The sequence below is a fragment of the Hyalangium gracile genome, from assembly GCF_020103725.1.
GTDB classification, from domain to species: Bacteria; Myxococcota; Myxococcia; order Myxococcales; family Myxococcaceae; genus Hyalangium; species Hyalangium gracile.
Genome location: NZ_JAHXBG010000024.1, coordinates 127,526 through 148,139, shown reverse-complemented (window position 1 = coordinate 148,139; position 20,614 = coordinate 127,526). Strand labels below are relative to the sequence as shown.

Annotated in this window: 17 protein-coding genes and 1 tRNA gene; 6 read left to right on the top strand and 12 right to left on the bottom strand. The window is 68.9% G+C overall.

From position 1 onward, the window contains the following. Positions 1-15 precede the first annotated feature (15 nt). The 6 genes from KY572_RS36325 to KY572_RS36300 all read right to left on the bottom strand — a co-directional run bounded on the left by KY572_RS36325 (position 16) and on the right by KY572_RS36300 (position 7,614). On the bottom strand, positions 16-603 hold the full coding sequence (locus tag KY572_RS36325) for a Uma2 family endonuclease (RefSeq protein ID WP_224248283.1): 588 nt from the start codon (positions 601-603) through the stop codon (positions 16-18). 33 nt (positions 604-636) lie between these two features. Beyond that, on the bottom strand, positions 637-891 hold the full coding sequence (locus KY572_RS36320) for a hypothetical protein (protein WP_224248282.1): 255 nt from the start codon (positions 889-891) through the stop codon (positions 637-639). Positions 892-981: 90 nt separating this feature from the next. Next, positions 982-2,865 carry an acyl-CoA mutase large subunit family protein gene (locus tag KY572_RS36315; RefSeq protein WP_224248281.1) on the bottom strand — a complete coding sequence of 628 codons (1,884 nt, stop codon included), beginning with the start codon at positions 2,863-2,865 and terminating at the stop codon, positions 982-984. 56 nt (positions 2,866-2,921) lie between these two features. Further along, positions 2,922-4,115, bottom strand: coding sequence for an aminotransferase class I/II-fold pyridoxal phosphate-dependent enzyme (locus KY572_RS36310; protein WP_224248280.1), 1,194 nt, complete (start codon positions 4,113-4,115; stop codon positions 2,922-2,924). A gap of 44 nt (positions 4,116-4,159) precedes the next feature. Then, positions 4,160-5,116, bottom strand: coding sequence for a phosphatase PAP2 family protein (locus KY572_RS36305; protein ID WP_224248279.1), 957 nt, complete (start codon positions 5,114-5,116; stop codon positions 4,160-4,162). After that, complete coding sequence (locus KY572_RS36300) at positions 5,113-7,614, bottom strand: efflux RND transporter permease subunit (protein WP_224248278.1); 2,502 nt, start codon at positions 7,612-7,614, stop codon at positions 5,113-5,115. Before KY572_RS36300 ends, KY572_RS36305 begins: the two co-directional genes overlap by 4 nt. 403 nt (positions 7,615-8,017) lie before the next feature. On the opposite strand from KY572_RS36300, the gene KY572_RS36295 reads away from it, so the two are divergent. From KY572_RS36295 to KY572_RS36285, 3 genes are read left to right on the top strand one after another with little or no spacing between them, the layout of a single operon-like run. After that, positions 8,018-9,574, top strand: a complete 1,557-nt coding sequence (locus KY572_RS36295) for an aminotransferase class I/II-fold pyridoxal phosphate-dependent enzyme (RefSeq protein WP_224248277.1) — start codon at positions 8,018-8,020, stop codon at positions 9,572-9,574. Between the two features lie 6 nt (positions 9,575-9,580). Further along, positions 9,581-10,759 (top strand): N-acetyltransferase, encoded by a 1,179-nt coding sequence (locus KY572_RS36290; RefSeq protein ID WP_224248276.1) that lies wholly within the window; start codon positions 9,581-9,583, stop codon positions 10,757-10,759. 50 nt (positions 10,760-10,809) lie between these two features. Beyond that, on the top strand, positions 10,810-11,811 hold the full coding sequence (locus KY572_RS36285; RefSeq protein ID WP_224248275.1) for an NAD-dependent epimerase/dehydratase family protein: 1,002 nt from the start codon (positions 10,810-10,812) through the stop codon (positions 11,809-11,811). Between the two features lie 9 nt (positions 11,812-11,820). Here KY572_RS36285 and KY572_RS36280 read toward each other — a convergent pair whose 3' ends face one another. Further along, positions 11,821-12,435 (bottom strand): MlaC/ttg2D family ABC transporter substrate-binding protein, encoded by a 615-nt coding sequence (locus tag KY572_RS36280; protein WP_224248274.1) that lies wholly within the window; start codon positions 12,433-12,435, stop codon positions 11,821-11,823. 60 nt (positions 12,436-12,495) lie between these two features. Beyond that, positions 12,496-14,082: a TolC family protein gene (locus tag KY572_RS36275; protein WP_224248273.1), complete on the bottom strand. Its 1,587-nt coding sequence runs from the start codon at positions 14,080-14,082 to the stop codon at positions 12,496-12,498. Between the two features lie 257 nt (positions 14,083-14,339). Here KY572_RS36275 and KY572_RS36270 point away from each other — a divergent pair, with 257 nt between their 5' ends. The 3 genes from KY572_RS36270 (at position 14,340) to KY572_RS36260 (ending at position 17,722) form a co-directional block, all read left to right on the top strand. After that, positions 14,340-15,263, top strand: coding sequence for a class I fructose-bisphosphate aldolase (locus KY572_RS36270; protein ID WP_224248272.1), 924 nt, complete (start codon positions 14,340-14,342; stop codon positions 15,261-15,263). 403 nt (positions 15,264-15,666) lie between these two features. Further along, positions 15,667-16,110, top strand: a complete 444-nt coding sequence (locus KY572_RS36265) for a PadR family transcriptional regulator (protein WP_224248271.1) — start codon at positions 15,667-15,669, stop codon at positions 16,108-16,110. A 37-nt stretch (positions 16,111-16,147) separates the two neighbouring features. After that, a complete protein-coding gene (locus KY572_RS36260; RefSeq protein WP_224248270.1) occupies positions 16,148-17,722 on the top strand; it encodes a coiled-coil domain-containing protein in 1,575 nt (524 codons plus the stop codon). A 6-nt stretch (positions 17,723-17,728) separates the two neighbouring features. On the opposite strand, the gene KY572_RS36255 is transcribed toward KY572_RS36260, so the two are convergent. The 4 genes from KY572_RS36255 to KY572_RS36240 all read right to left on the bottom strand — a co-directional run bounded on the left by KY572_RS36255 (position 17,729) and on the right by KY572_RS36240 (position 20,597). Continuing rightward, positions 17,729-18,598, bottom strand: a complete 870-nt coding sequence (locus tag KY572_RS36255) for a phosphatase domain-containing protein (protein ID WP_224248269.1) — start codon at positions 18,596-18,598, stop codon at positions 17,729-17,731. Positions 18,599-18,667: 69 nt separating this feature from the next. Then, positions 18,668-18,740: transfer RNA gene (locus KY572_RS36250), tRNA-Ala, on the bottom strand. Between the two features lie 55 nt (positions 18,741-18,795). Then, entirely contained in the window at positions 18,796-19,182 is a 387-nt protein-coding gene (locus KY572_RS36245) for a hypothetical protein (protein WP_224248311.1), read from the bottom strand. A 68-nt stretch (positions 19,183-19,250) separates the two neighbouring features. Next, the gene (locus KY572_RS36240) at positions 19,251-20,597 is read right to left on the bottom strand and encodes an RsmB/NOP family class I SAM-dependent RNA methyltransferase (protein WP_224248268.1); all 1,347 of its coding nucleotides are present in this window, start codon (positions 20,595-20,597) and stop codon (positions 19,251-19,253) included. Positions 20,598-20,614: the final 17 nt, after the last annotated feature.

Genomic DNA, 20,614 nt, shown 5'->3' with positions numbered 1-20,614 from the left:
CCCCGAGCCGCGGGCTTATGGGTGTGCCGCCCGGCTCCGATGGGGCATCCATAGCAGACCCAGTTCCAGGGAGATGGCGTCAAAGGGCTCTGCGTGGACGATGGCCCCACCCTCATGGAGCCCCACGCGTGCCCACCCGCGCTTCTCGTTCCGATAGATCTCCAGGGTGTAGCGCTCCGGGTCGATGAGCCACGCGTGGCTCACGCCCTCGGAGTGATACAGCGGCATCTTGCGCCCCCGGTCCACGAGCCGGGTGGAGGCGGAGAGCACTTCGCAGACCCAGTCCGGAGCGAGGGTGACCCAGGGAACATCAGGAGGCTCCGGCATGCGCTCACGGCGCCAGCCCGCAAGGTCCGGGACGAGGACGTTGTGGCGGAAGTGCAGCTCCGGCTCATCCAGGAAGCACCACCCTCCCGGCCCGCCGCGCGCGAGATCGAACGGCAGCCCCAGGAGATTTCCCAGCCGGGTGGCCACATGGAGGTGCCGGAATGCGGGGCGAGGCGAGGCGTACAGCTCATGACTGATGATCTCCCCGACCCACCCAACCGGCAGCGCTTCGATGTCCTCGTACGTCGCCGGCTTCTTTCCTCGACTCTGACCCATCCCACCCACCTCCTTGGAAGACAACCCGTGAGGTTACCCCACCTGCACCCTATTTACCAGGGCATCCCCCACTGCCAGGCAGTCTACCTGCCAGTCCGCCGGCCGCTCGTCCATGTAGGCCATGCGGAGCGGCTGCCGCTGCGACTCGAACTCGAGCTCGTGGACGGTGAACGGGTACGCGTAGCCGCGCAGCTCGGGATCGAGCCCGGGAACGTTGGCTGCGGCCGGCGTCGTGGCGCAGCCGGAGGCCAGCAGCAGGAGTGCCGCTACGAGGAAGGAGGGGCGCATGGGTCAGCTGTATCACCCAGGCGCGCCCAGGAGCGCGACATCACACGGAAGCCGAAGGTCGGGTGTAGCCGTCGCGACACCCGGCGGCGCTCAGAACGCCCCGCCCTCGCGGTAGGCGCCCCACACCTTGCGGAACACGTCGCAGATCTCTCCCAGCGTGGCGTAGGCCTTCACGGCCTCGAGCACCGGCGGCATCATGTTGTCCGTGCCGCGCGCCGCCGCCTCCACCTTGGCCAGCGCCGCCTGCACGGCCTCGTTGTTGCGCTGGGCCTTCACCTCCGCCAGCCGCGCCTTCTGCTCCTCGGCCACCTTCTCGTCGATGTGCAGCAGCTCGATCGGAGCGTCCTTCTCGGACTTGAACGCGTTCACGCCGACGATGAGCCTGTCGCCCTGCTCCACCTCGCGCTGGAAGCGGTAGGCGCTCTCGCCGATCTCCTTCTGCGGGTACTGCTCCTCCACCGCGCGGATGATGCCGCCCATCTCGTCGATGCGGCGGATGTACTCCATCGCCCGCTTCTCCATCTCGTCGGTGAGGTACTCCACGTAGTAGCTGCCCGCCAACGGGTCCACCACGCGGTCCACGCCGGACTCGTGCGCGATGAGCTGCTGGGTGCGCAGCGCGATCGTCACCGACTCCTCGGTGGGCAGCGCGTACGTCTCGTCCAGCGAGTTGGTGTGCAGCGACTGCGTGCCGCCCAGCACCGCCGCCAGGGCCTGCAGCGCCGTGCGCACCACGTTGTTGTAGGGCTGCTGCGCGGTGAGCGACACGCCCGCCGTCTGCGCGTGCGTCTTGAGCTGCCACGAGCGCGGGTTCTTCGCGCCGAACCGGTAGCGCATCACGTTGGCCCAGATGCGGCGCGCGGCGCGGAACTTGGCGATCTCCTCGAAGAAGTCGTTGTGCACGTCCCAGAAGAAGCTGAGCTGCGGGGCGAACGTGTCCACGTCCAGCCCGCGCTTCACGCACTCCTCCACGTAGCCGATGCCGTCGGCCAGCGTGAAGGCCAGCTCCTGCACCGCCGTCGCTCCGGCCTCGCGGATGTGGTAGCCGCTGATCGACACCGGGTACCACTTGGGCATGTGCTTGGTGCAGAACTCGATCATGTCCGTGACGATGCGCACGGCCGGCCGGGGAGCGACGATCCACTCCTTCTGCGCGATGTACTCCTTGAGCATGTCGTTCTGGATGGTGCCCGCCAGCTTCTCCATCGGAACGCCCTGCTTCTCGCCCACCGCGATGTACATGCAGAGCGCCACGATCGCGCTCGCGTTGATCGTCATCGAGGTGGTGACCTTGTCCAGCTGGATCCCGTCGAAGAGGATCTCGAAGTCACGCAGCGTGGAGACGGCCACGCCCTCCTTGCCCACCTCGCCGCGGCTCATGGAGTGGTCCGCGTCGTAGCCCATCAGCGCGGGCATATCGAAGGCCGTGGACAGGCCCGTCATGCCGTGGCTGATGAGGTACTTGAAGCGCTTGTTCGTGTCCGCCGGCGTTCCGAAGCCCGCGAACTGGCGCATCGTCCAGAGGCGGCCCCGGTACATGGTGGGCTGCACGCCGCGGGTGAACGGGAACTGCCCCGGCAGACCGATGCGGTCGGCCTGCTCGTCCTTGCGGTCCGCCAGCGTCATGACGTCCGGGATGGGCACGCCCGAGTCCGTGATGAACTGCTTGCGCCGCAGCGGCATCTTCGCCGTCACCTGCGACAGCTCCTCCTTGGCCCACTTCTCCGCCTGCTTCGTGGCGGTCTTCACCGTGGCCGCGTCGAAGCTCTTCAGCGCCGCGGCCTTCTTCTTGGGCGCCACCTTCTTCACCGCGGCCTTGCCGGCCTTGGCGGCGGCCTTGCCAGCCTTGGTCACCTTCTGGGCGACCTTGGCCAGCTTCGAAGGCTTGCGAGCCTTCGGGCTGGCAACGGCCTTCTTCTGGGACTGGGAGGAGACGGAGCGAGCGACGGTCTTCGGAGCAGTGCGCGCAGGCATGGCGCGGGGATGTAGCACCCGCATCCAGGGGTCGCAAGCCGAGTGGAGCGGCCGTGTCAGCGAGGCTTCGAGAGCCCATCACGCAAGCGGCGGGCCCCCTCGTCCAGCACCCCGTCCGTCTTGCAGAAGGCGAAGCGCGCGAAGCCCCGACCCAGGTGCTTGTGCTCCGGGGAATAGAAGACGCTGGGAGGAATGGCCGCCACGCCCACTTGCGTCACCAGGTGCCGACAGAAGGTCACGTCGTCCGGGAAGCCCAGGTGGGAGATGTCCGCCAGGATGAAGTAGCTGCCCTCGGGCGCGTGCGCGGGCAGCCCCGCCTCCCGCAGGCCTCGCAGCAGCTTCTCGCGGCGCGCCAGGTAGCGGTCCGCCAGCTCCTGGAAGTAGCTGTCCGGTAGACGCAGCGCGGCAGCGGTGGCCGCCTGCAGCGGCGAGGCCGTGGCGAACGTCACGAACTGGTGCGCGCGCTGCACCGCGTCACGCAGCGGCGGCGGCGCGATGACCCAGCCGATCTTCCACCCCGTGAGGCTGAACGTCTTGCCCATGCTGCTCACGGTGATGGTCCGGTCCGCCAGCGAGGGGATGGTGGAGGGCCGCACGTGCCGGGCGGGCGCGAAGACGATGTGCTCGTACACCTCGTCCGAGAGCACCTTCACGTCATGTCGCACGCACAGCTCGCCGATGCGCTCCAGCTCCGCTCGGGTGAACACCTTGCCCGTGGGGTTCTGCGGCGAGTTCAGGATGAGCAGCCGCGTGCGCGGGCTGAAGGCCGCCTCCAGCTCCGCCTGGTCGATCCACCACTCGGGGTGCTGCGCGTCCGGAGCGCGCAGCGGCACGTAGCGCGCCTTGGCTCCCACGAAGGTGATGTTCGCGTCGTACGAGTCGTAGAAGGGCTCGAAGGCCACCACCTCGTCGCCCGGATCCACCAACCCGAGGATGACATCCAGGATGGCCTCGGTGGCCCCACTGGTGACGGTGACCATGGTGTCCGGGTCCACCTGCTGGCCGTGGAAGCGCGCCGCGTGCTCGGCGATGGCCAGGCGCAGATCCCTGGCGCCCGTGGTGATGGCGTACTGGTTGACGCCGTCACGGATGGCCTTCTGCGCGGCCTCCTTCACCGCGTCGGGGCCGTCGAAGTCCGGGAAGCCCTGCCCCAGGTTCACCGCGCCGTGCTTCTGGGCCAACGCGCTGAACTCGGAGAAGACGGTGGTGCCGAAGCGGGAGACGCGTTCCGCGGCGTGTGGCCGGCTCATCGTGAGGCTCCTGGCGGCCGGCGATGGGGGAGACTGCCGGCGCGCTAGGGGCGCACGATAGCGTCCATGGGGACGGAACGCGCGGGTGCGAAACCGCGACGACGGCTCCCCGCTCGGGAGAGGGCCATGGCCGCGCCCACGACGAGCACCACCAGGGGCAGCACCGCCACCAGGTCCGTGGCGTAGTGGAAGCGCCCCGCCAGCGTCGCCACGATGAGGCCGATGCCCGGCAGCAGCATCACCCAGAACACCCGGCGGGAGAACCGGAACGAATAGAAGAGCACCAGCAGCGTGGCGCCGGTGTGGCCCGAGGGGAAGCAGTCCCGGACGAAGACGGGCGTCCGCATCATCGAGTCCAGCAACGACGTGACGAACACCCCGGAGAGCGGCCCGGAGAAGGCGCCCAGGAGGAAGAAGCGCGGCCCGATGGCGGGCACGACGATGTAGGCCGAGTACCCCAGCGTGAAGAACAGGCCGAGCGCCAGCAGGTACTCATCGAAGGCCGCCACGCGCTTGTGGAAGTACAGCACCAGCCCCAGCACCAGGCCCCAGATGAAGTGGCCGTAGTAGCAGACCATCAGCACGTCCATCAGCCAGGGTGGCACCGCGTTGGAGACGAGCACCGACACCTGGGTGCCGAAGAGCCGCTCATCCATCGTCGCGAGCTGGGCGTCCTTCAGCACCGGGGTGAAGGCGTCCACCAGCGGATTGAGCAGCTCATGGCCCATCATCGCCACGGGCAGCAGCCAGAAGTCGGCCACCCAGCGCAGCACCCGCCTGCGAGGCCACGCCGCCTGTGCCGTCCGGAGCACCAGGGGCCCCAGCGCGAACAGGGTGAAGCCGGCGGCGGACTCCAGCGCGCCGGGCGCCCAGCGGGCCGGCCCCACGAGCGTCAGGGCGGCGAGCGAGCAGGCGCCGATGATGATGAGGTCCACGGCCTTGAGGCGCACCTTCCGCTGGCCGTCGAGCAACCTCAGGCTCTCCAGGGACCAGGGACTCATGCGGACCTACGCTCCACGGGCTGCGAGGCGGGCTCGCGCTCCGCGCCAATGTCCAGACTCCGAACCACCGCTCCCTCCCCTGCCCCCTCCTGCCTGCGCGCCTTCCAGCGCTCAAGCAGCGCCAGCAAGGCCGGGAAGAACACTGTCGTTCCGAGAAAGGTGCACACGACTCCCAGGAGCGCAATCTGTCCAATCGAGCGCAGTCCCTGATGGCTGGCCACGAGCAGCGCGCCGTAGCCGGCGGCGTTGGACAGCGTGGCCACCACGGCCGCCAGCCCCGTGTGCCGCACCACATGGCCCAGGGAGCCCGGCCCCTCCTCCTCATACCGGTGGTACAGGTGGACGGAGTTGTCCACCGCGATCGCCAGCAGGTTGGGCAGCACCACCGCGTTGATGAAGTTCAGCTGCACGTCGAACAGGTACATGCCCCCGGCCAGGCACACCATGCCGAGGAACAGCGGCCCCGCGACGAGCAGCGCCCGCTTGAGGCTGCGCAGGCTGGCGAAGATGGCCAGGAACACCACCACCGCCGCCGCGCCCAGGATGAACGGCCCATCCCCGCGCACCAGCGCGAAGATGCGCGAGGCGATGCGGTTGCTGTCCAGCACCGACAGATCGATGCCCTTCTCCCGCGCCCCCACCACCACCTCGTCCAGCTGCGCCGCCCAGCGGTGGAGATCGCGCGTGTCGTAGTTGGACACGGAGGGGAACAGCAGCAGGAACATCCCCTTGCCATCCAGCGCCTCGAAGCGCCGGCGCGCCTCGATCGGGAGCTGCTCGAGCCCATACGGCTGGGCGCCCATCATGTCCTGGAAGCTCTTCACGCGCGGCTCCGCGAGGAGCTCTTCCGGCAGCCCGGCCATCAGCGTCTGGAGCCGGGAGAGCGCCTGCTGACGGCGCTCCACGTCCGTGGGGATCAGATCCACCAGCGAGGCGGAGCGCAGGAAGACGGAGTCCGCGCCGTGCCGCGCCTGCACGTCGGAGATGATCTGCCGCACCGTCCGGGCCTGCTCCAGATCGTCCACCAGGAGGATGGCCGGGTTGAGCGGCGTGCCGAGCTGCGCGGTGATGTGATCATCCAACCGCGAGGAGGGCGAGTCCCCCTTCAGCTTGCGCATGTCCGTCTCGAAGCCGAGCCGGGGCGCCATGAAGACCGAGAACCCCGCGAAGGCCAGCACCGCCAGCGCCAGGCCCGCCACCACGGACGTGGGCCAGCGCGGACCCATGCGCTCCTGGGTATTCGAGTGAGGCGCGCTCGCGGGAGAGGCGCCCGCGGAGGACGGGGCGCGGAACGGGCGGATGCGCTCGGCGATGGACAGCAGCGCCGGCCCCAGGCCGTACGCGGCGAGCACCGCCAGCATCACGCCCATGCCGGCCAGCAGCCCGAACTGCTGGAACGCCTGGAACTGCGCCAACAGCAGCACCAGGAAGGCGGACGCGTTGGTGACGGCCGAGGTGAGCGCGCCGGAGAAGGTGCCTCGCACCGCCTCGGAGAGGGCCTCGCGCACGTCGTGCCGCCGCCGCTCCTCCCAGTAGCGCATGGCCAGGTGCACCCCGTACTCGATGCCCAGGCCGATGAGGATGGCCACCAGGAAGCCCGTCACCACGTTCAGGTGGCCGATGACCAGCTGCGCGAAGGCGAACGTGAGCAGCACGCCCACCATCACCGGCATGCCCACCACCGCCAGCGCCGAGATGCGCCGCGTGGCCAGCAGGATGAGCCCCACCGCCAGCAGCGCGGACAGCAGGCCCGCGTTGGCCAGATCCCGCCGCATCACCGAGTCCTCCTCGATGCGGCTCTGGAAGTTGCCCGTCGAGTCCACCACCACGCCCGGGTAGCGCTGCGCCACCCGCGCCGCCACGGCCTTGGCCTCGTCCACGAACTGCCGCGCGAAGCCCAGGTCCGCCGCCGTCCCGGCCGGCTTGATGAACAGGTACACCTCGGTGCCGTCCACCGACGTCAGATCCTCGCGCACCGGGGACTCGGGCAGGTACTTGCGCGAGATCTCCTCGAAGGTGAGCGGCTCCGGCGTCTTCACCAGCTCCACGTAGAAGGGGTTGAGCTGGCGCTGCTCGTAGCGGATGCGCGCCTCCAGATCGGTGCGCAGCGCGTCCAGCTGCTCGGCGGGCTGCAACAGCAGGCCGTTCTTCAGGAAGAAGCCCACGTCGAAGTGGTGTTCCACGTAGCGCACCTGCGGCAGCTTCTCGAGCTGGCCCTGCAGTTCCTGCGCGTACGTCCGCAGCGTCTCGGGCAAGGCCCCCCGCGCGCGCAGCACCAGGTAGCCGTCTCCGCCCGCCTTCTGCGACACCCGCGTCAGGTCCTGCACCTCGCGCGCCCCGGCGGGCAGCAGCTCCACGAAGGAGCCCCGGAACTCCAGGCGCGAGGCCAGCAGCGCTCCTCCCAGCCCCAGCAGAACGAAGAGCGCCAACAACCATCCGGGCTTCGTCAAGGCGCCCTGGATGAACCGCTCGAACCACCGTTGACGCAGACTCTTCACCTGTCTCCACCTCGCCCGGCCGGCGAAAGCAAACTTCCGGCCACGTTTCTGTCAGGGCCTCGTCAACAAATCCAGCGACCGGAGCCTTCCATGGCACGGGAGCACCACTCCCCAGCCGCGCCGCGGCACTTACACCCTGTTCCCGCTCGGAAGATCGAGCGCCTCACAGGGGCTGAAGGGGGGATGGGAGCTTCTTGACCCGGTGTCAGACCCTGACACGGCTGCCATACCATTGAAGGTTGGCGCCTTGACAGTCCCGGAAAGCCTCTTTATTCACGGCCACCGCGTCGCCCCGAGGAGGTCGCACGCAGCACCAGGTGTGTCAGGCCGGTAGGCACCTGGAATCACACGTGCGCCCCGAGTCCGCTCCAGGATCCCCCCCGACGCAGACAGAAGGACCACCATGAGCGACGTCTTCGACAAGTGCCGTAACTGGAAGGACTACCGCATCGCGAAGGCCACTGGCCTGTATCCCTACTTCCGTTCCATCGAGGCCTCGCACGGGGCCACGGAGGTGGAGATCGAGGGACGCAGGGTCATCATGGTGGGCTCGAACAACTACCTGGGACTGTCTGCAGACCCGCGAGTGAAGGAAGCGGCCACCAAGGCGGTGGAGAAGTTCGGCACCACGTGCTCCGGCTCGCGCCTGCTCAACGGCACGCTGGCGCTGCACGAGGAGCTGGAGGCGAAGCTGGCCAGGTTCCTCAACCGCGAGGCCGCGCTCGTCATCTCCACCGGCTTCCAGACGAACCTGGCCCTGTCGTCCATCCTGGGCCGGCACGACATCGTCTTCAGCGACCGGCAGAACCACGCCTCGCTGGTGGACGGCATCCGCCTGGGCTTCTCCACGGAGCGCAAGTTCCGCCACAACGACATGGAGCACCTGGAGCAGCTGCTGGCGGCGGCCGAGCCCGACGCGGGAAAGATCATCGTCACCGACGGCGTGTTCTCCATGGAGGGAGACATCTGCAACCTCCCGCGCATCGTGGAGCTGGCCAAGAAGTACAACGCGCGGGTGATGACGGATGACGCCCACTCCATGGGCGTGCTGGGCGAGAAGGGCCGCGGCGTGCCCGAGTACTTCGGGCTGGAGGCGGAGACGGACCTGACGATGGGCACCTTCTCCAAGAGCTTCGCGTCGCTGGGCGGCGTGCTGGCCGGCCCCTTCGAGGTCATCAACTACATCCGCCACAAGGCGCGCTCGGTCATCTTCTCGGCCTCCATGACGCCGGCGTCCATCGCCGCGGCGCTCAAGGCGCTGGAGATCATCGAGTCGGAGCCGCAGCGGCGCGCGCGTCTGCTGGACATCGCCGAGAAGATGCACAACGGCTTCCGGGCGATGGGCTTCGACACGGGCGTGTCGGTGACGCCGGTGGTGCCGGTGCACATCGGCGACCAGGTGAAGTGCTTCCGCTTCTGGAAGGCGCTGCACGAGGCGGGCGTGTTCGCCAACCCCGTGATTCCTCCGGCCGTCGAGGCGGGCCACGCGCTCATCCGCACCAGCTTCATGGCCACGCACACCGACGCGCAGCTGGACCGGGTGCTGGACACCTTCGAGAAGATCGGCCGGCGCATGGAGGTCATCCCCGAGACGCGGCCCACGGTGTACGAGCCGGTGAAGATCGCCCGGCCGGGCACGGGCGTGCGCGCCAACAAGGCCTCCGAGAAGTGGGCGGCGGCCTCCGAGGGCCAGGGCCTGCAGAACGGGGGCATCACGCTGGATCAGCTCTCGCGCATGTCCTCGCGCGAGGTGGCCGGGAAGATCTTCGACGCGGTGGAGCAGCTGACGTGGCGCGCGGCCAACCTGCAGCCGGCGGATCTGCGCAAGCTGCCGGGCGCCTCCAAGCGCCTGTGGCAGAAGCGCGGGGAGCTGACGGGGCTGCTGCTGGAGAAGGGGGCGCACTTCTTCATGCGCAACGGCCAGGAGCAGCACGGCGGCAGCCAGGCGGAAAGGAACTAGGCGCCCATGGCCCTGCCCGCCGAGCCATCGCCCGCCGCTCCCCTGCCCTCCGTGCCTCCCGACGTGACGGTGTCTCCGGTGCGGAGCGGCGCGGACAAACTCGCCTTCATCCGCATGGCGTACTCCATCTACCAGGGCGACCCGAACTGGGTGCCGCCCCTGGAGATGGAGCGCAAGGACTTCCTCGATCCGAAGAAGAACCCCTTCTTCGAGTTCGGAGAGGTGGAGCTGTTCCTGGCGCGGCGTGGAAGCCAGGTGGTGGGCCGCATCGCGGCGGTGAAGGACCCGCACTACAACGACTTCCACGGCACCAACGAGGGCTTCTTCGGCCTCTTCGAGTGCATCAACGACGCGGGAGTGGCGCGGGCCCTGTTCGACGCCGCGTCGGAGTGGCTGCGCTCCAAGGGGTTCGTCAAGGTCCTGGGGCCGATGAACTTCTCGACCAACCACGAGTGCGGGCTGCTCGTGGACGGGTTCGGCAAGCCGCCGGCGATCATGACGACGTACAACCCGCCCTACTACGCCGCGCTGATCGAGGCCAACGGCTTCACCAAGGCCAAGGATCTGTGGTCCTTCGAGCTGTCCGCCTCGGTGTCGGCGCCGGAGAAGGTGGCGCGCATCGCCGAGAAGATCCGCCAGCGCGAGGGCGTCACCGTGCGCTCGGTGGATCTGAAGAGGTTCGAGGCCGAGGTGTCCCTCATCAAGGGCATCTACAACGCGGCCTGGGAGAAGAACTGGGGCTTCGTACCGATGACGGAGCGCGAGTTCGATCACCTGGCCAGGGATCTGAAGCAGATCGTCGAGCCGAGGCTGCTGCTGATCGCCGAGGTGAAGGGCGAGCCGGTGGCCTTCTCCATGACGATCCCGGACGCCAACCATGCGATCAAGGCGGCGGGCGGGCGGCTGACGACCTTCGGGCTGCCCATCGGCCTGACGAAGATGCTGCTGGCCTCGAAGAAGATCCGCCGGCTGCGCCTCATCACCCTCGGCATCAAGGAGGGCTACCGCCGCCGGGGGCTGGACGCCATCCTGTACCTGGACACGCTGCGCACCGCGCGTGAGCTCGGCTACGAGGGCGGAGAGATCTCCTGGACGCTCGAGGACAACCACCTGGTGAACCGGGCCATCGAGTCCATGGGTGGCCAGCGCTCGAAGACGCACCGCATCTACGAGCGCTCGCTCTGAGCGCTACCCTGCGCGCCGCCTGACTTCCGACACGGACACGGAGTTTCATCGTGCACATCCTCCTCACCGGCAGCACCGGGTTCATCGGCCAGCGGCTCGCGCGTCGCATCGTCGAGCGGGGCGACACCCTCACCGCGCTCGTGCGCCGGACCTCCAAGCGAGGAGTGCTGGACTCGCTCGGGGCCCGCTTCGCGGTGGGCGATCTGCTCACGGGTGAGGGGCTCACCGAGGCCGTGAAGGGCGTGGACTGCGTGCTGCACCTGGCCGGCGTCACCAAGGCCCGTGGGCCCGAGGGCTACTTCCAGGGCAACGCGGAGGGCACGCGCCGGCTGGTGAAGGCCATGGCGGAGCTGCCCTCTCCTCCCCGGCTCGTCTACTGCTCGTCGCTGGCGGCCGCCGGGCCGTCGATTCCGGGGCGCCCCCGGCGCGAGGAGGAGCCCCCGGCTCCGGTGTCGCTGTATGGCCGCAGCAAGCTGGGCGGTGAGCAGGCCGTGCGCGAGTTCGCCGACCGGGTTCCGTCCGTCATCGTCCGCCCGCCCATCGTGTACGGGCCGGGGGACCAGGAGTTCCTGCCGTCCATGCTCCCCATGGCCCGCTTCGGGGTGATGCTCAAGAGCGGCTTCGGCCCCAAGCACTACTCGCTCATCCACGTGGATGATCTCTGCACGGCGCTGCTCGCGGCCACCGAGCGCGGGCAGACGCTGAGCCCGAACGATCCCACCGCGGGCGTGTACATGGTGTCGGACGGCACGGAGCACCGCTGGGAGGACTTCTGCCAGGCGCTCGCGCAGGCCATGGGCCGCGCGAAGCCGGCGGTGGTGCCGGTGCCCGAGACGGTCAGCTACGTGGTGGGCCTGGGCTCGGAGCTGGCCGCGCGCGTGCGGGGCACCATTCCCATCCTCAACCGGGACAAGGTCCGGGAGATGAGCTTCCCGGCGTGGACCTGCTCGCCGGAGCGGGCGGAGAAGGAGCTGGGCTTCACCGCCGCCATTCCGCTCGCGCAGGGGCTGGCCAGCGCCCTGGGCCAGGACTCTCAGGCCCGAGGGCGCTGACGCCTCCCGCTACTGCTTGGTGGCCGGAGCCTGGGAGCCGGCCCCGTTGGCGGAGGCCTGGGAGTTCTTCTCCAGCTGCGCCCGCTTGTTCTTCAAGGTGGAGAGCAGGCCGTCGAACCCCTTGTCGGCCAGCAGCTTGCGGAACTGGCCGGCATACGTCTCCACGAGGGAGACCTCGTCGGTGATGACGTCGTAGATGCGCCAGGTGCTCGCCTTCCCCGCCGTCTTGTAGAGCCGGTAGTCGACGGGGACCTGGTCCTTCTTCACGGTGACGGTGGTGTTGACGGTGGCCTCGTCACCCTTGATGGCCTCCTTGCCATACTTCACGTCCGCGTTGGCCTGACCGAGGGCCTTCTGGGCATAGGAGGCGCGCAGCAGGCCCTTCATGGTCTCCGCGAAGTCCTTGCGCTGGGCGGGAGTGAGCGTGTCCCAGGTCTTCCCGAGGGCCCGCTTCGCCAGTTCCTCGAAATCGACGAACTTCTCCACCACGCTGGCGAGCTGATCGACGGTGGCTCCGGGCGCGTTGGCGGCCTTCTGAACATCCGAGTACCCCCCCTTGACGACGTCGAGAGGCGTCGCGGGCGTTGCGGCGAGCAGCGTTGCGGCAATCAGAGGTGCAAGCATCGTTTTCGAGTCTCCAGGTGTGGATGTCGGAAGAGACGACAGGAGGGACCGGTCCGTTATTCACGGCCCCGAGGGGGGTGTGCCGGTGACGCGGTTCAGCGCTTCTATTCCCACACGCACGTCAAACCAGCCCTTGGCCCTTTCGGCCGAGGCCTGAGCGAGCGCGGTGAAGGCATCCATCAGCTCGCGGGTGTCGCCTGTACCCAGATCGAAGGCGGCATAGGCGGCGGTGGCCCAGCGCCGGGTGTTCTTCTCTCCCTCCGAGTAGGCCCGGGCGCGCTCGAGCGCGCTCACCAGCTCGCCATGCACCTTCGCCACCTCCAGGTGGATGGCGGCCTGGAGCAGCCGCTGCTGGGCCTTGAGCTTGTCCAGCTCCGCTCGCGCCTGATCGAGCTGTGCGTTCTTGATGGGGATGTCGAAGGTGCCGCGCGCGGCGATGCCGATGCCCACGCTGCGATCGTTGTAGGGATCGTCGGCGAAGGGAGAGCGCTGGGGCGTGGCGTTGGTGGTGTACGCGTACCGCGCGAAGCCGATGATGCCCAGGTCCGGGTAGTAGGAGCGCTCTCGGATGAGGACCTCCTGCTCGCGCGCCGCGATGCCGGCCTGGAGGGCCGTCAGCTCGGGCCGGTGCTGATCGGCCAGCGTGAGCGCCTTCTCCAGCGTGGGAGGAGTGAACTCCTCCTCCAGCGGGAGCTCCACGTCGGCGATCTCCAGCCGCTCGTCGGGCTTCGCGCCCGCAAGCATGCGGATGGCCGCCAGCGCGACGGCCTGCCCCTGCCGCGCCTCGGCGAGGCGAGCGGCCACCACCTGCCGGAAGAAGTTCACCTTGTACGTGTCGATCTTCGAGACCTGCTGGGACTCCTCCTCGAGCATCTCGTTGATGCGCTTGCCGGCGTCCTCCAACCGCTTGCCCACGTCCTCGATCTGCGCGAGGCCTGAGCGCGCGAGCTGATACCCATAGAAGGCCTGCGCGGCCTGGAAGCCGGCCTCGTCTCGCGCCCGCTCTCGCAGGGCCGCGCCAATGATGGGGCCCTGGTCCCCCGCCTTCTCCAGCGCCGTGAGCTTGCCGAAGGTGTAGATGGGCAGCAGGGCGTTGACCTCGGCGCGGAACGTGACGCCCAGCGTGCCGAAGTTCAGGTCTCCCTCGCGCGAGGCCTCCGTCGTGGGAGGCCCTCCCAAACCGTCGTTGTACGCCTCGGGAGTGGGGCCGCCGAAGCCCACCACGGTCTCGAACTTGGGGAACCACGCCCAGTGGGCCTGGCGCTGGAGCGCCTGGAGCCTGCGCAGCTCCGCCTCCGCCTCCTCCACGCGCGCGTCCGAGCGGCGAGCGCGCTCCACCAGCCGCGCGAGCGTGAGCGGCTCCGCCGCCTGCGCCGGAGCCCCCTCCGATACCTGCGCCTGCTGCTGGGTGGAGCGGGTCGCGTCCTGGGTGGCGGCCTCCTGGGCCTGGGGCGTGGCGCTCTGGCCTCCCTGCGTCCCTGGCACCGGCACCGAGGCGCCCTGCCCCGCCGGCGTCGGAACCGAGGTACCCTGCCCTGCTGGCGCGGGCGCGCCCTGCGCGGCTCCTGGAACGCCCTGCGCCGTGGCCGTCCCGGCCGCGAGCGCCAGCCCTACTCCCACCAGATGTCCCAGCACTGTCCGTCTCACCGATGGCCCTCGTTGGCGGCCCGGCCTGCTCGCACGAGCCACGGCGGAGCAGCATCCTTCTTCATGCGGGCCTCGTCACCGCTTCTTTATGTTTCCCGTCAGCCGCTGGGGAACCTTCCTGGCCCGAGCGGCTCGGGGCGTATGGGCGCTGACACTTTTTCGCCGGATCTCCTTGCGCTCCGCGACGTGAGAAGCACAATCCGCGCCGTTCCGACCGGGCCGGCCCCATGGCCCCGGCCCCGAGACCAAGGAGTCGTATGGCCTACACCGATCGCGTGAAGCAGATCCTCTCGTGGTACCCGTCCGACAGCCCGGGCACCCTCACCAACCTGGCGCGCCTGCTGAACACCGGCACGCTGGCCGGCACGGGCAAGCTGGTCATCCTCCCGGTGGACCAGGGCTTCGAGCATGGCCCCGCGCGCTCCTTCGGTCCGAACCCCGCCGGGTACGATCCGGACTACCACATCCAGCTGGCCATCGACTCGGGCTGCAACGCGTACGCGGCGCCGCTCGGCTTCCTGGAGGCCGTCGCCGGCAAGTACATGGGGGAGATTCCCCTCATCCTCAAGGTGAACAACTCGGACTCGCTGGCCAAGGTGGCCAACCCCATGTCCGCGGTGACGTCCTCCGTGAAGGACGCGGTGCGACTGGGCTGCGTGGCGGTGGGCTACACCATCTACCCGGGCTCGGGCGCGCGCAACGAGCAGTACCAGGATCTGCGCGACATCATCGCCGAGGCCAAGTCCTACGGCCTGCCCACCGTGCTCTGGGCCTACCCCCGCGGCAACATGTCCAAGGAGGGTGAGACGGGCATCGACGTGGTGGCGTACGCGGCGCAGATCAGCGCCCAGCTCGGCGCGCACATCATCAAGGTGAAGCCGCCGCAGGACCACATCGAGCAGCCCGAGGCCAAGAAGGCCTTCGACAAGGCCAGCATCGCCACCCAGACGATGGCCGACCGCGTGCGCGAGGTGGTGCGCTCGGCGTTCAACGGCAAGCGCATCGTCATCTTCTCGGGCGGCGAGTCCAAGGGCACCGCGGACCTGCTGGCGGAGATCAAGCAGATCCACCAGGGTGGCGGCTTCGGCTCCATCATGGGCCGCAACGCCTTCCAGCGTCCGCGCGACGAGTCCATCAAGCTGCTCAAGGACGTGATGAACATCTTCGCCGGCAAGGCGTAGACCCAGGCTCGAGCGTCACTGCTCGCGAACGGCCGGTGCTCCTCTCCAGGGGCCCGGCCGTTTGCGTTGCGGGCTCGGAGACGAGCCCTTGGCCAGGCCCGTGTGCTCCTCGGAACGGCTTGACTTCGTGCTATCTCGATATATCTTTTACATATCGCGAGCTAACTTGCCGCGAGAGGAGACGCACATGCACGGCGCACCGTTCTGGAACTTCTTCCATCGTCCCGGGCCAGGCCCCTTCGGGTCCCCGGATTGCGATCCCCACGAGCGAATGGCCATGGGGGGTCGGCGTGGGCACGGGCCGGGCGGGCGCGGGGGCCCGTTCGGCTTCGGTCCTCCGTTCGGCCGAGGTGGCTTCCCGTGGGATCGCTCCCGTCCGGGGCCTCGGGCGCGGCGCGGAGACGTGCGAGCAGGGATCCTGGCGCTGCTCGCGGAGCAGCCGCGCAACGGCTACCAGATCATGCAGGAGCTCGAGCAGCGCAGTCAGGGCATGTGGCGTCCCAGCCCGGGCTCGGTCTACCCCGCCCTGCAGCAGCTCGAGGATGAGGGCCTGGTGCGCGTCCAGGAGTCTGGCGGCGGCCGCGTGTTCACGCTCACCGAGCAGGGCCAGAGCTACGTGAAGGAGCACAAGGAGGAGGTCGCCGCCCCATGGGAGTCCATGAGCAGCGCGGCGGGCGAAGGGATGCTCGACTTCATGAACCTGATGCGGATCATCGGCACGGCCGCGATGCAGATCGCCACCAGCGGCACTCCCGCGCAGGCAGCCGAGGCGCGCAAGGTGCTCGCGGAGACGCGCCGCTCGCTCTACCGGATCCTCGCGGAGGATGAGGGCGAGGACGAGCGCTGAGCTCGAGTCCGGGATGGTGGGCTAGAATGAGCCGCCTATGGCCACTCTCCCGGACACTGAGCTTCAGGCGGCGTTCCTCCAGTGGTTTGCAACGAATCCCGTCATCCGGAACAGCTTCAAGTTCGCGGCGTGGCTCAGCGCGGGGAACTACAACGGCACTGCCTACACGCTGGCAGCCAACCGGTATGCAGACGTGCAGCACGTGCTCTCGACCCACGGGCGGAACACCCCGCTCGTGGCCCGAGAAGGCACCTCCGGCCTGGTGTGGACTCGCGCGCTTCAGACTTCGTACGTCAGCAAGCGCCTTTCCTCGAAGACGGTGAACATCCCCGCGACGGCGCACCGCACGCTCGGGCTCAAGGGACAGGCTTCGCACTCCGGTCTCTCCATCGCCGAGTTCCACAAGAACCACGGCGTCGTCGAGCTCGGCGCCATCGTCTCGGCGGCGCCGCACTACCGGCACACGCTCCCGATCAGCAAGAGTGATCCGAGCTACGACGTCACGGCGCACTACGACGATCTGGACGTCCAGGCGGAGCGAGACACCGTCCAGCGGCGGTACGTGCATGGACACCTGGACTTCGACCCGACCCAGCAACGCTTCCGGATCCTCACGGCCTCGGAGGAGTTCGCGATCTTCACGAGCGGTGGGATCAAGAACGACGCGGAGCGCGGCCGCATCCTCAACGCCTCGGAGCACCGCCCTACCGTCCTTCAGCGACACGCGGATCACCTCGTGGTGAAGGAGTTCAACGCGCTGAAGGAGCGAAAGAAGGATCTCGAGAAGGCGATCAAGGATCTGAAGAAGAAGATCGCCACGGCGGAGGCGGCCCTCAAGCAGGGGAAGGCGCACAAGGATGCCGATTCCAAGAAGATCGCTCGGATGAAGCAGCGCCAGCAGCGCTCGGAGGACGCCCTCATTCTGGTAGGGCAGAAGCTCACCGCGGCCACCGCCTCCGCGGGGGTGGCGCGCACTCGACTCGAGCACTCCCTCCGAACCCAGCGGCAACAAGCCGATCTCCACGGCGTCGGGCGTGAAGTCCTGGCGAGCAGCGTGCAACAGCAGACCGACTTTCGTGCGTTCCAGACTGGCCACACGCACCGAGGGGAGAATGTCGTGCAGGGCGAGCAGGCCTACCAGGCAGCGAACGCGGCCTTCAACGGGATGGGCTTCTCGAACGTCTACTTCCACAGCGAGCAGTGGGTGCTCGCCGCGCTTCGTGAGCACGGACCTCGGCTGCTCAAGGAGTTGCTCGTGGCCCACGGCTACCAGCCCAACCAGGGCTACAAGGTCTACGCCATCATCGTCGACATGTTCTCGACGCTGGACTGCTGTCGCAACTGCCAGAAGGCCATCCGAGCCATGTCTCGAGATCCCGCCCCGTTCCTCGACAAGGTGCGCGCCCAGCTGTCCCGCGAGTACGTGATCTCCACGCTGGCGGCGCCTCGGGGGTTACGGCTGCTCGCGCGGGTCTCCGCCCACATGCCTCATGACGACGCCAAGCGCCCGACCCAGGCCAACGAGGTCCGGCTGGAGCCAGTGGATCTCAAGAAGGCCTTCGAGCAGCACCTGACCGTCGTCACCGCCTGGGACGAGAGCGTCCTCGATTGAGCCCCCCTACCCTCGCTGGCTCAGCCACCGCGTCCAGAGCAGTGGCTCTCCGCCGGGGTTCTCGCGGGCATAGCGGTGAAACCGGGTGATGAAGTCCCACCGCTCGGCGATGTAGGGCGCCTTGGGGCTCTCGGCGGAGGCGGGACTCGACAGATCGTACCCGCTCAGGAGGCGCTGGCGCTCGAGGATGACCTCCAGCGGGAGCCGCTCCGCGTTGCGCAGCATGTCGTACAGCGCGAGGAAGGTGCTCGTCCGGCCCTTGCCCCCACGGCAGTGGAAGTGGAGGTGCGCCTGCCCTCGCAGGGCTCGGACGAAGAGGAGGAAGCGATCCACGACTCCGTCGCTCGGGCGCAGATGATCGATGACCGGCAGGCGGAGGTAGTGGCCCGCGGGAAGTCCCAGGGCCTGCTCCTCGCTCACGGCGGACTCCACCTTCCACTCGGTGAGGTTCCGGGCCGTGCCGTCCTTCACGTCCCGGACGTGGCCCACCCAGACGCCCTGGCTGAGGCCCAGCAGTCGGAGCCGCAGGGCCTCGAGCTGGAGCACCTCCTCATCCGAGAGCCCCACGCAGCCCCAGTTCCGCTGGGCGTACCAGCTCACCGCCGCCCCATTGAGGAAGCCGTGCGGTTCCTGGCGGAGATCGATGACGTAGAGCGCCCCGGGAGGCAGCGGTCCGAGCTTCTCCTGGAGCTCCCGCCAGCCGGCGAGGGAGAACTGGCCGCTGCCGGAGCAGCCCAGCTCGGCCAGCCCGCTCGAGTCCACCTCGGGTGCGTCCGCGAGCGCCGCGGCTCGGCGGAAGCGGCGGGCCTCGGGCTCATCGGCGTCCACGACGAGCTGGGCGAAGGTGGCGTCCGGGGCCAGGGGCGGCAGTCGCATCGGGAGTCGGCTCCTCAGGCCCGCAAAAGCCGAAGCCCCCCGAGGATTTCTCCTCGGAGGGCTTCATTGTGGAGCTAACCGGGATCGAACCGGTGACCTCTTGAATGCCATTCAAGCGCTCTCCCAGCTGAGCTATAGCCCCGAAACCTGTCCTGCCGCCGCTCTGGGGAGCGGCAACCGTCGAAAGCGGCGCCCTTCTACTTCTTTTTCGGCCTGGGTGCTAGTGGAGTTTGCACCTTGCCGTCGTTTTTTCCCTTCAACCGCGCCGCCACCGCTTCTCCTTCCTGGAGGATGTCGGTGATCTCGGCCGCGTGGGCCGCCGCCCGCTGCTCGGCTGCTTCCACCGACTTCACCACCGAGGCAAGCGAGGCAGGAAGCTCCAGCTTGCCCTTCTGCACCATCCGCCACACTGCCTCGCCCAGCTCCCGGTAGGCCTTCTCCTTCTCCATCTGCAGGGAGTTTCCCCGCGAGTTCAACCGGGCCAGCTCCGCAGTGTGGGTGACCGCCTCGCGAAGCTGCGCCAGCTGCGCCTGGGCGGACTGGAACGCCTGCTGGATCTGCTTCAGAACATCCTGCTGCTTCACGTCTGCCAAGACGGGCTACCCCCGGAAGAGCTGACAAGATTGTCCGTAGCGTGGGCCATTGGGGACTGTCAACCCTGGAGCTTGCGCAGCCGGGCGGCGAAGAAGCCCCCGCCCGGAACCCGGGGAGGAAGCGGCCGCAGGAACGGGCCGTCGCAGAGCGCCGCCGCCCGCTCCGGCCCCAGCACCGGCGCCACCGGCTCCAGCGTGAAGCCCGGCTGCTTCTCCAGGAAGCCCTTCACCACCGCGTCATTCTCCTCGGGCAGCAGGGAGCAGGTGGCGTAGACGATGAGCGCGCCGGGCCGTGCCTCCTGCGCCACCTCATCCAGGAGCGCCAGCTGGGTCTCCTGGAACTCCGTGATGGCCTTGGGGGTGAGCTTCCACTTCTGATCCGGCTCGCGCCCCAGGGAGCCCGTCCCGCTGCACGGCGCGTCCACCAGCAGCACGTCCGCCCCTCCCAGCGGCAGCGGGTGCGGGAAGGACACGTTGCGGACCGAGAGGTCCCTCACCCGCTCGCGGGCCTGCGCCAGCCGTCGCCGCGAGCGATCGCCCGCCAGCACCCGGCCCGCTGTCCCCACCATGTCCGCCAGCGCCAGCGTCTTGCCCCCGGCTCCGGCGCAGACATCCGCCACCGTGAGGCCCTCCAGCGAGCCCCCGGGCGGGCGGCACACCTCGGCGATCAGCTGGCTGCCCACGTCCTGGACCTGCAGGCGGCCCGTCTTCATCACCTTCGTCTCGAAGACGCGGTGGCTCGAGTCGGCGATCCGCACCGCGTCCGGAGCCAGCTCCACCGGCTCGGCGGCCACGCCCTCCTCGGCCAGCTGGGCCAGCACCTCCGCCCGCGTCCCCGTGGGCCTGACCCGGAAGTGCAGCGCCGGCTCCTCGTCCAGCGCGGCGAGCAGCGCCTCCAGCACCGGCTCCGGGTGCAGCACGGCCAGCCGCTCCACCAGCCAGTTGGGGAACGAGTAGCGGATCGCCAGGCGCTCGGCGGCGGTGTCGGGCAGCGGCGGCTCCGGCAGCGGATCCTCCACCACCCGGGCGAGCAGATCGTCCTTGATCGTCCTCGGCCGCACCGGCCCCGGCAGCTTCACCTCGGGGCCAATCCGGCTCCAGCCCTCGCCACAGAAGAGCCGCCGCCAGAGCGCATACCTCACCAGCGCCTGGTCCTCGGTGAGCCCAATCTTGCTGGGGGGGTGGCCGAGCGTACGGGCCGCCAGATCCAGCAGCCGCTGGTGCCGGGACAGCTCCCGCGCCGCCAGCGCCGTGAAGCGCCGCTCCTGGCCTCCCAGCCCGCCCGCTTCCCGCAGCGCGTTGGCGAGCGAGGCCTTCAGGGGCTCTCCGCGCAGCACCTGGACGTGCGTCTCGATGGCGGCCGTGGCCGCCCGCCGTGACGGACGTCCCAGCCGCGCTGGGTCCAAGGGAGTAGGCCAAAGGG

Coding starts and splice junctions, on each gene's coding strand:
- KY572_RS36290 (WP_224248276.1), top strand. CDS start 9,581: ATGGCCCTGCCCGCCGAGCCATCGCCCGCCGCTCCCCTGCCCTCCGTG.
- KY572_RS36260 (WP_224248270.1), top strand. CDS start 16,148: ATGGCCACTCTCCCGGACACTGAGCTTCAGGCGGCGTTCCTCCAGTGG.
- KY572_RS36270 (WP_224248272.1), top strand. CDS start 14,340: ATGGCCTACACCGATCGCGTGAAGCAGATCCTCTCGTGGTACCCGTCC.
- KY572_RS36310 (WP_224248280.1), bottom strand. CDS start 4,115: ATGAGCCGGCCACACGCCGCGGAACGCGTCTCCCGCTTCGGCACCACC.
- KY572_RS36295 (WP_224248277.1), top strand. CDS start 8,018: ATGAGCGACGTCTTCGACAAGTGCCGTAACTGGAAGGACTACCGCATC.
- KY572_RS36325 (WP_224248283.1), bottom strand. CDS start 603: ATGGGTCAGAGTCGAGGAAAGAAGCCGGCGACGTACGAGGACATCGAA.
- KY572_RS36255 (WP_224248269.1), bottom strand. CDS start 18,598: ATGCGACTGCCGCCCCTGGCCCCGGACGCCACCTTCGCCCAGCTCGTC.
- KY572_RS36315 (WP_224248281.1), bottom strand. CDS start 2,865: ATGCCTGCGCGCACTGCTCCGAAGACCGTCGCTCGCTCCGTCTCCTCC.
- KY572_RS36280 (WP_224248274.1), bottom strand. CDS start 12,435: ATGCTTGCACCTCTGATTGCCGCAACGCTGCTCGCCGCAACGCCCGCG.
- KY572_RS36305 (WP_224248279.1), bottom strand. CDS start 5,116: ATGAGTCCCTGGTCCCTGGAGAGCCTGAGGTTGCTCGACGGCCAGCGG.
- KY572_RS36320 (WP_224248282.1), bottom strand. CDS start 891: ATGCGCCCCTCCTTCCTCGTAGCGGCACTCCTGCTGCTGGCCTCCGGC.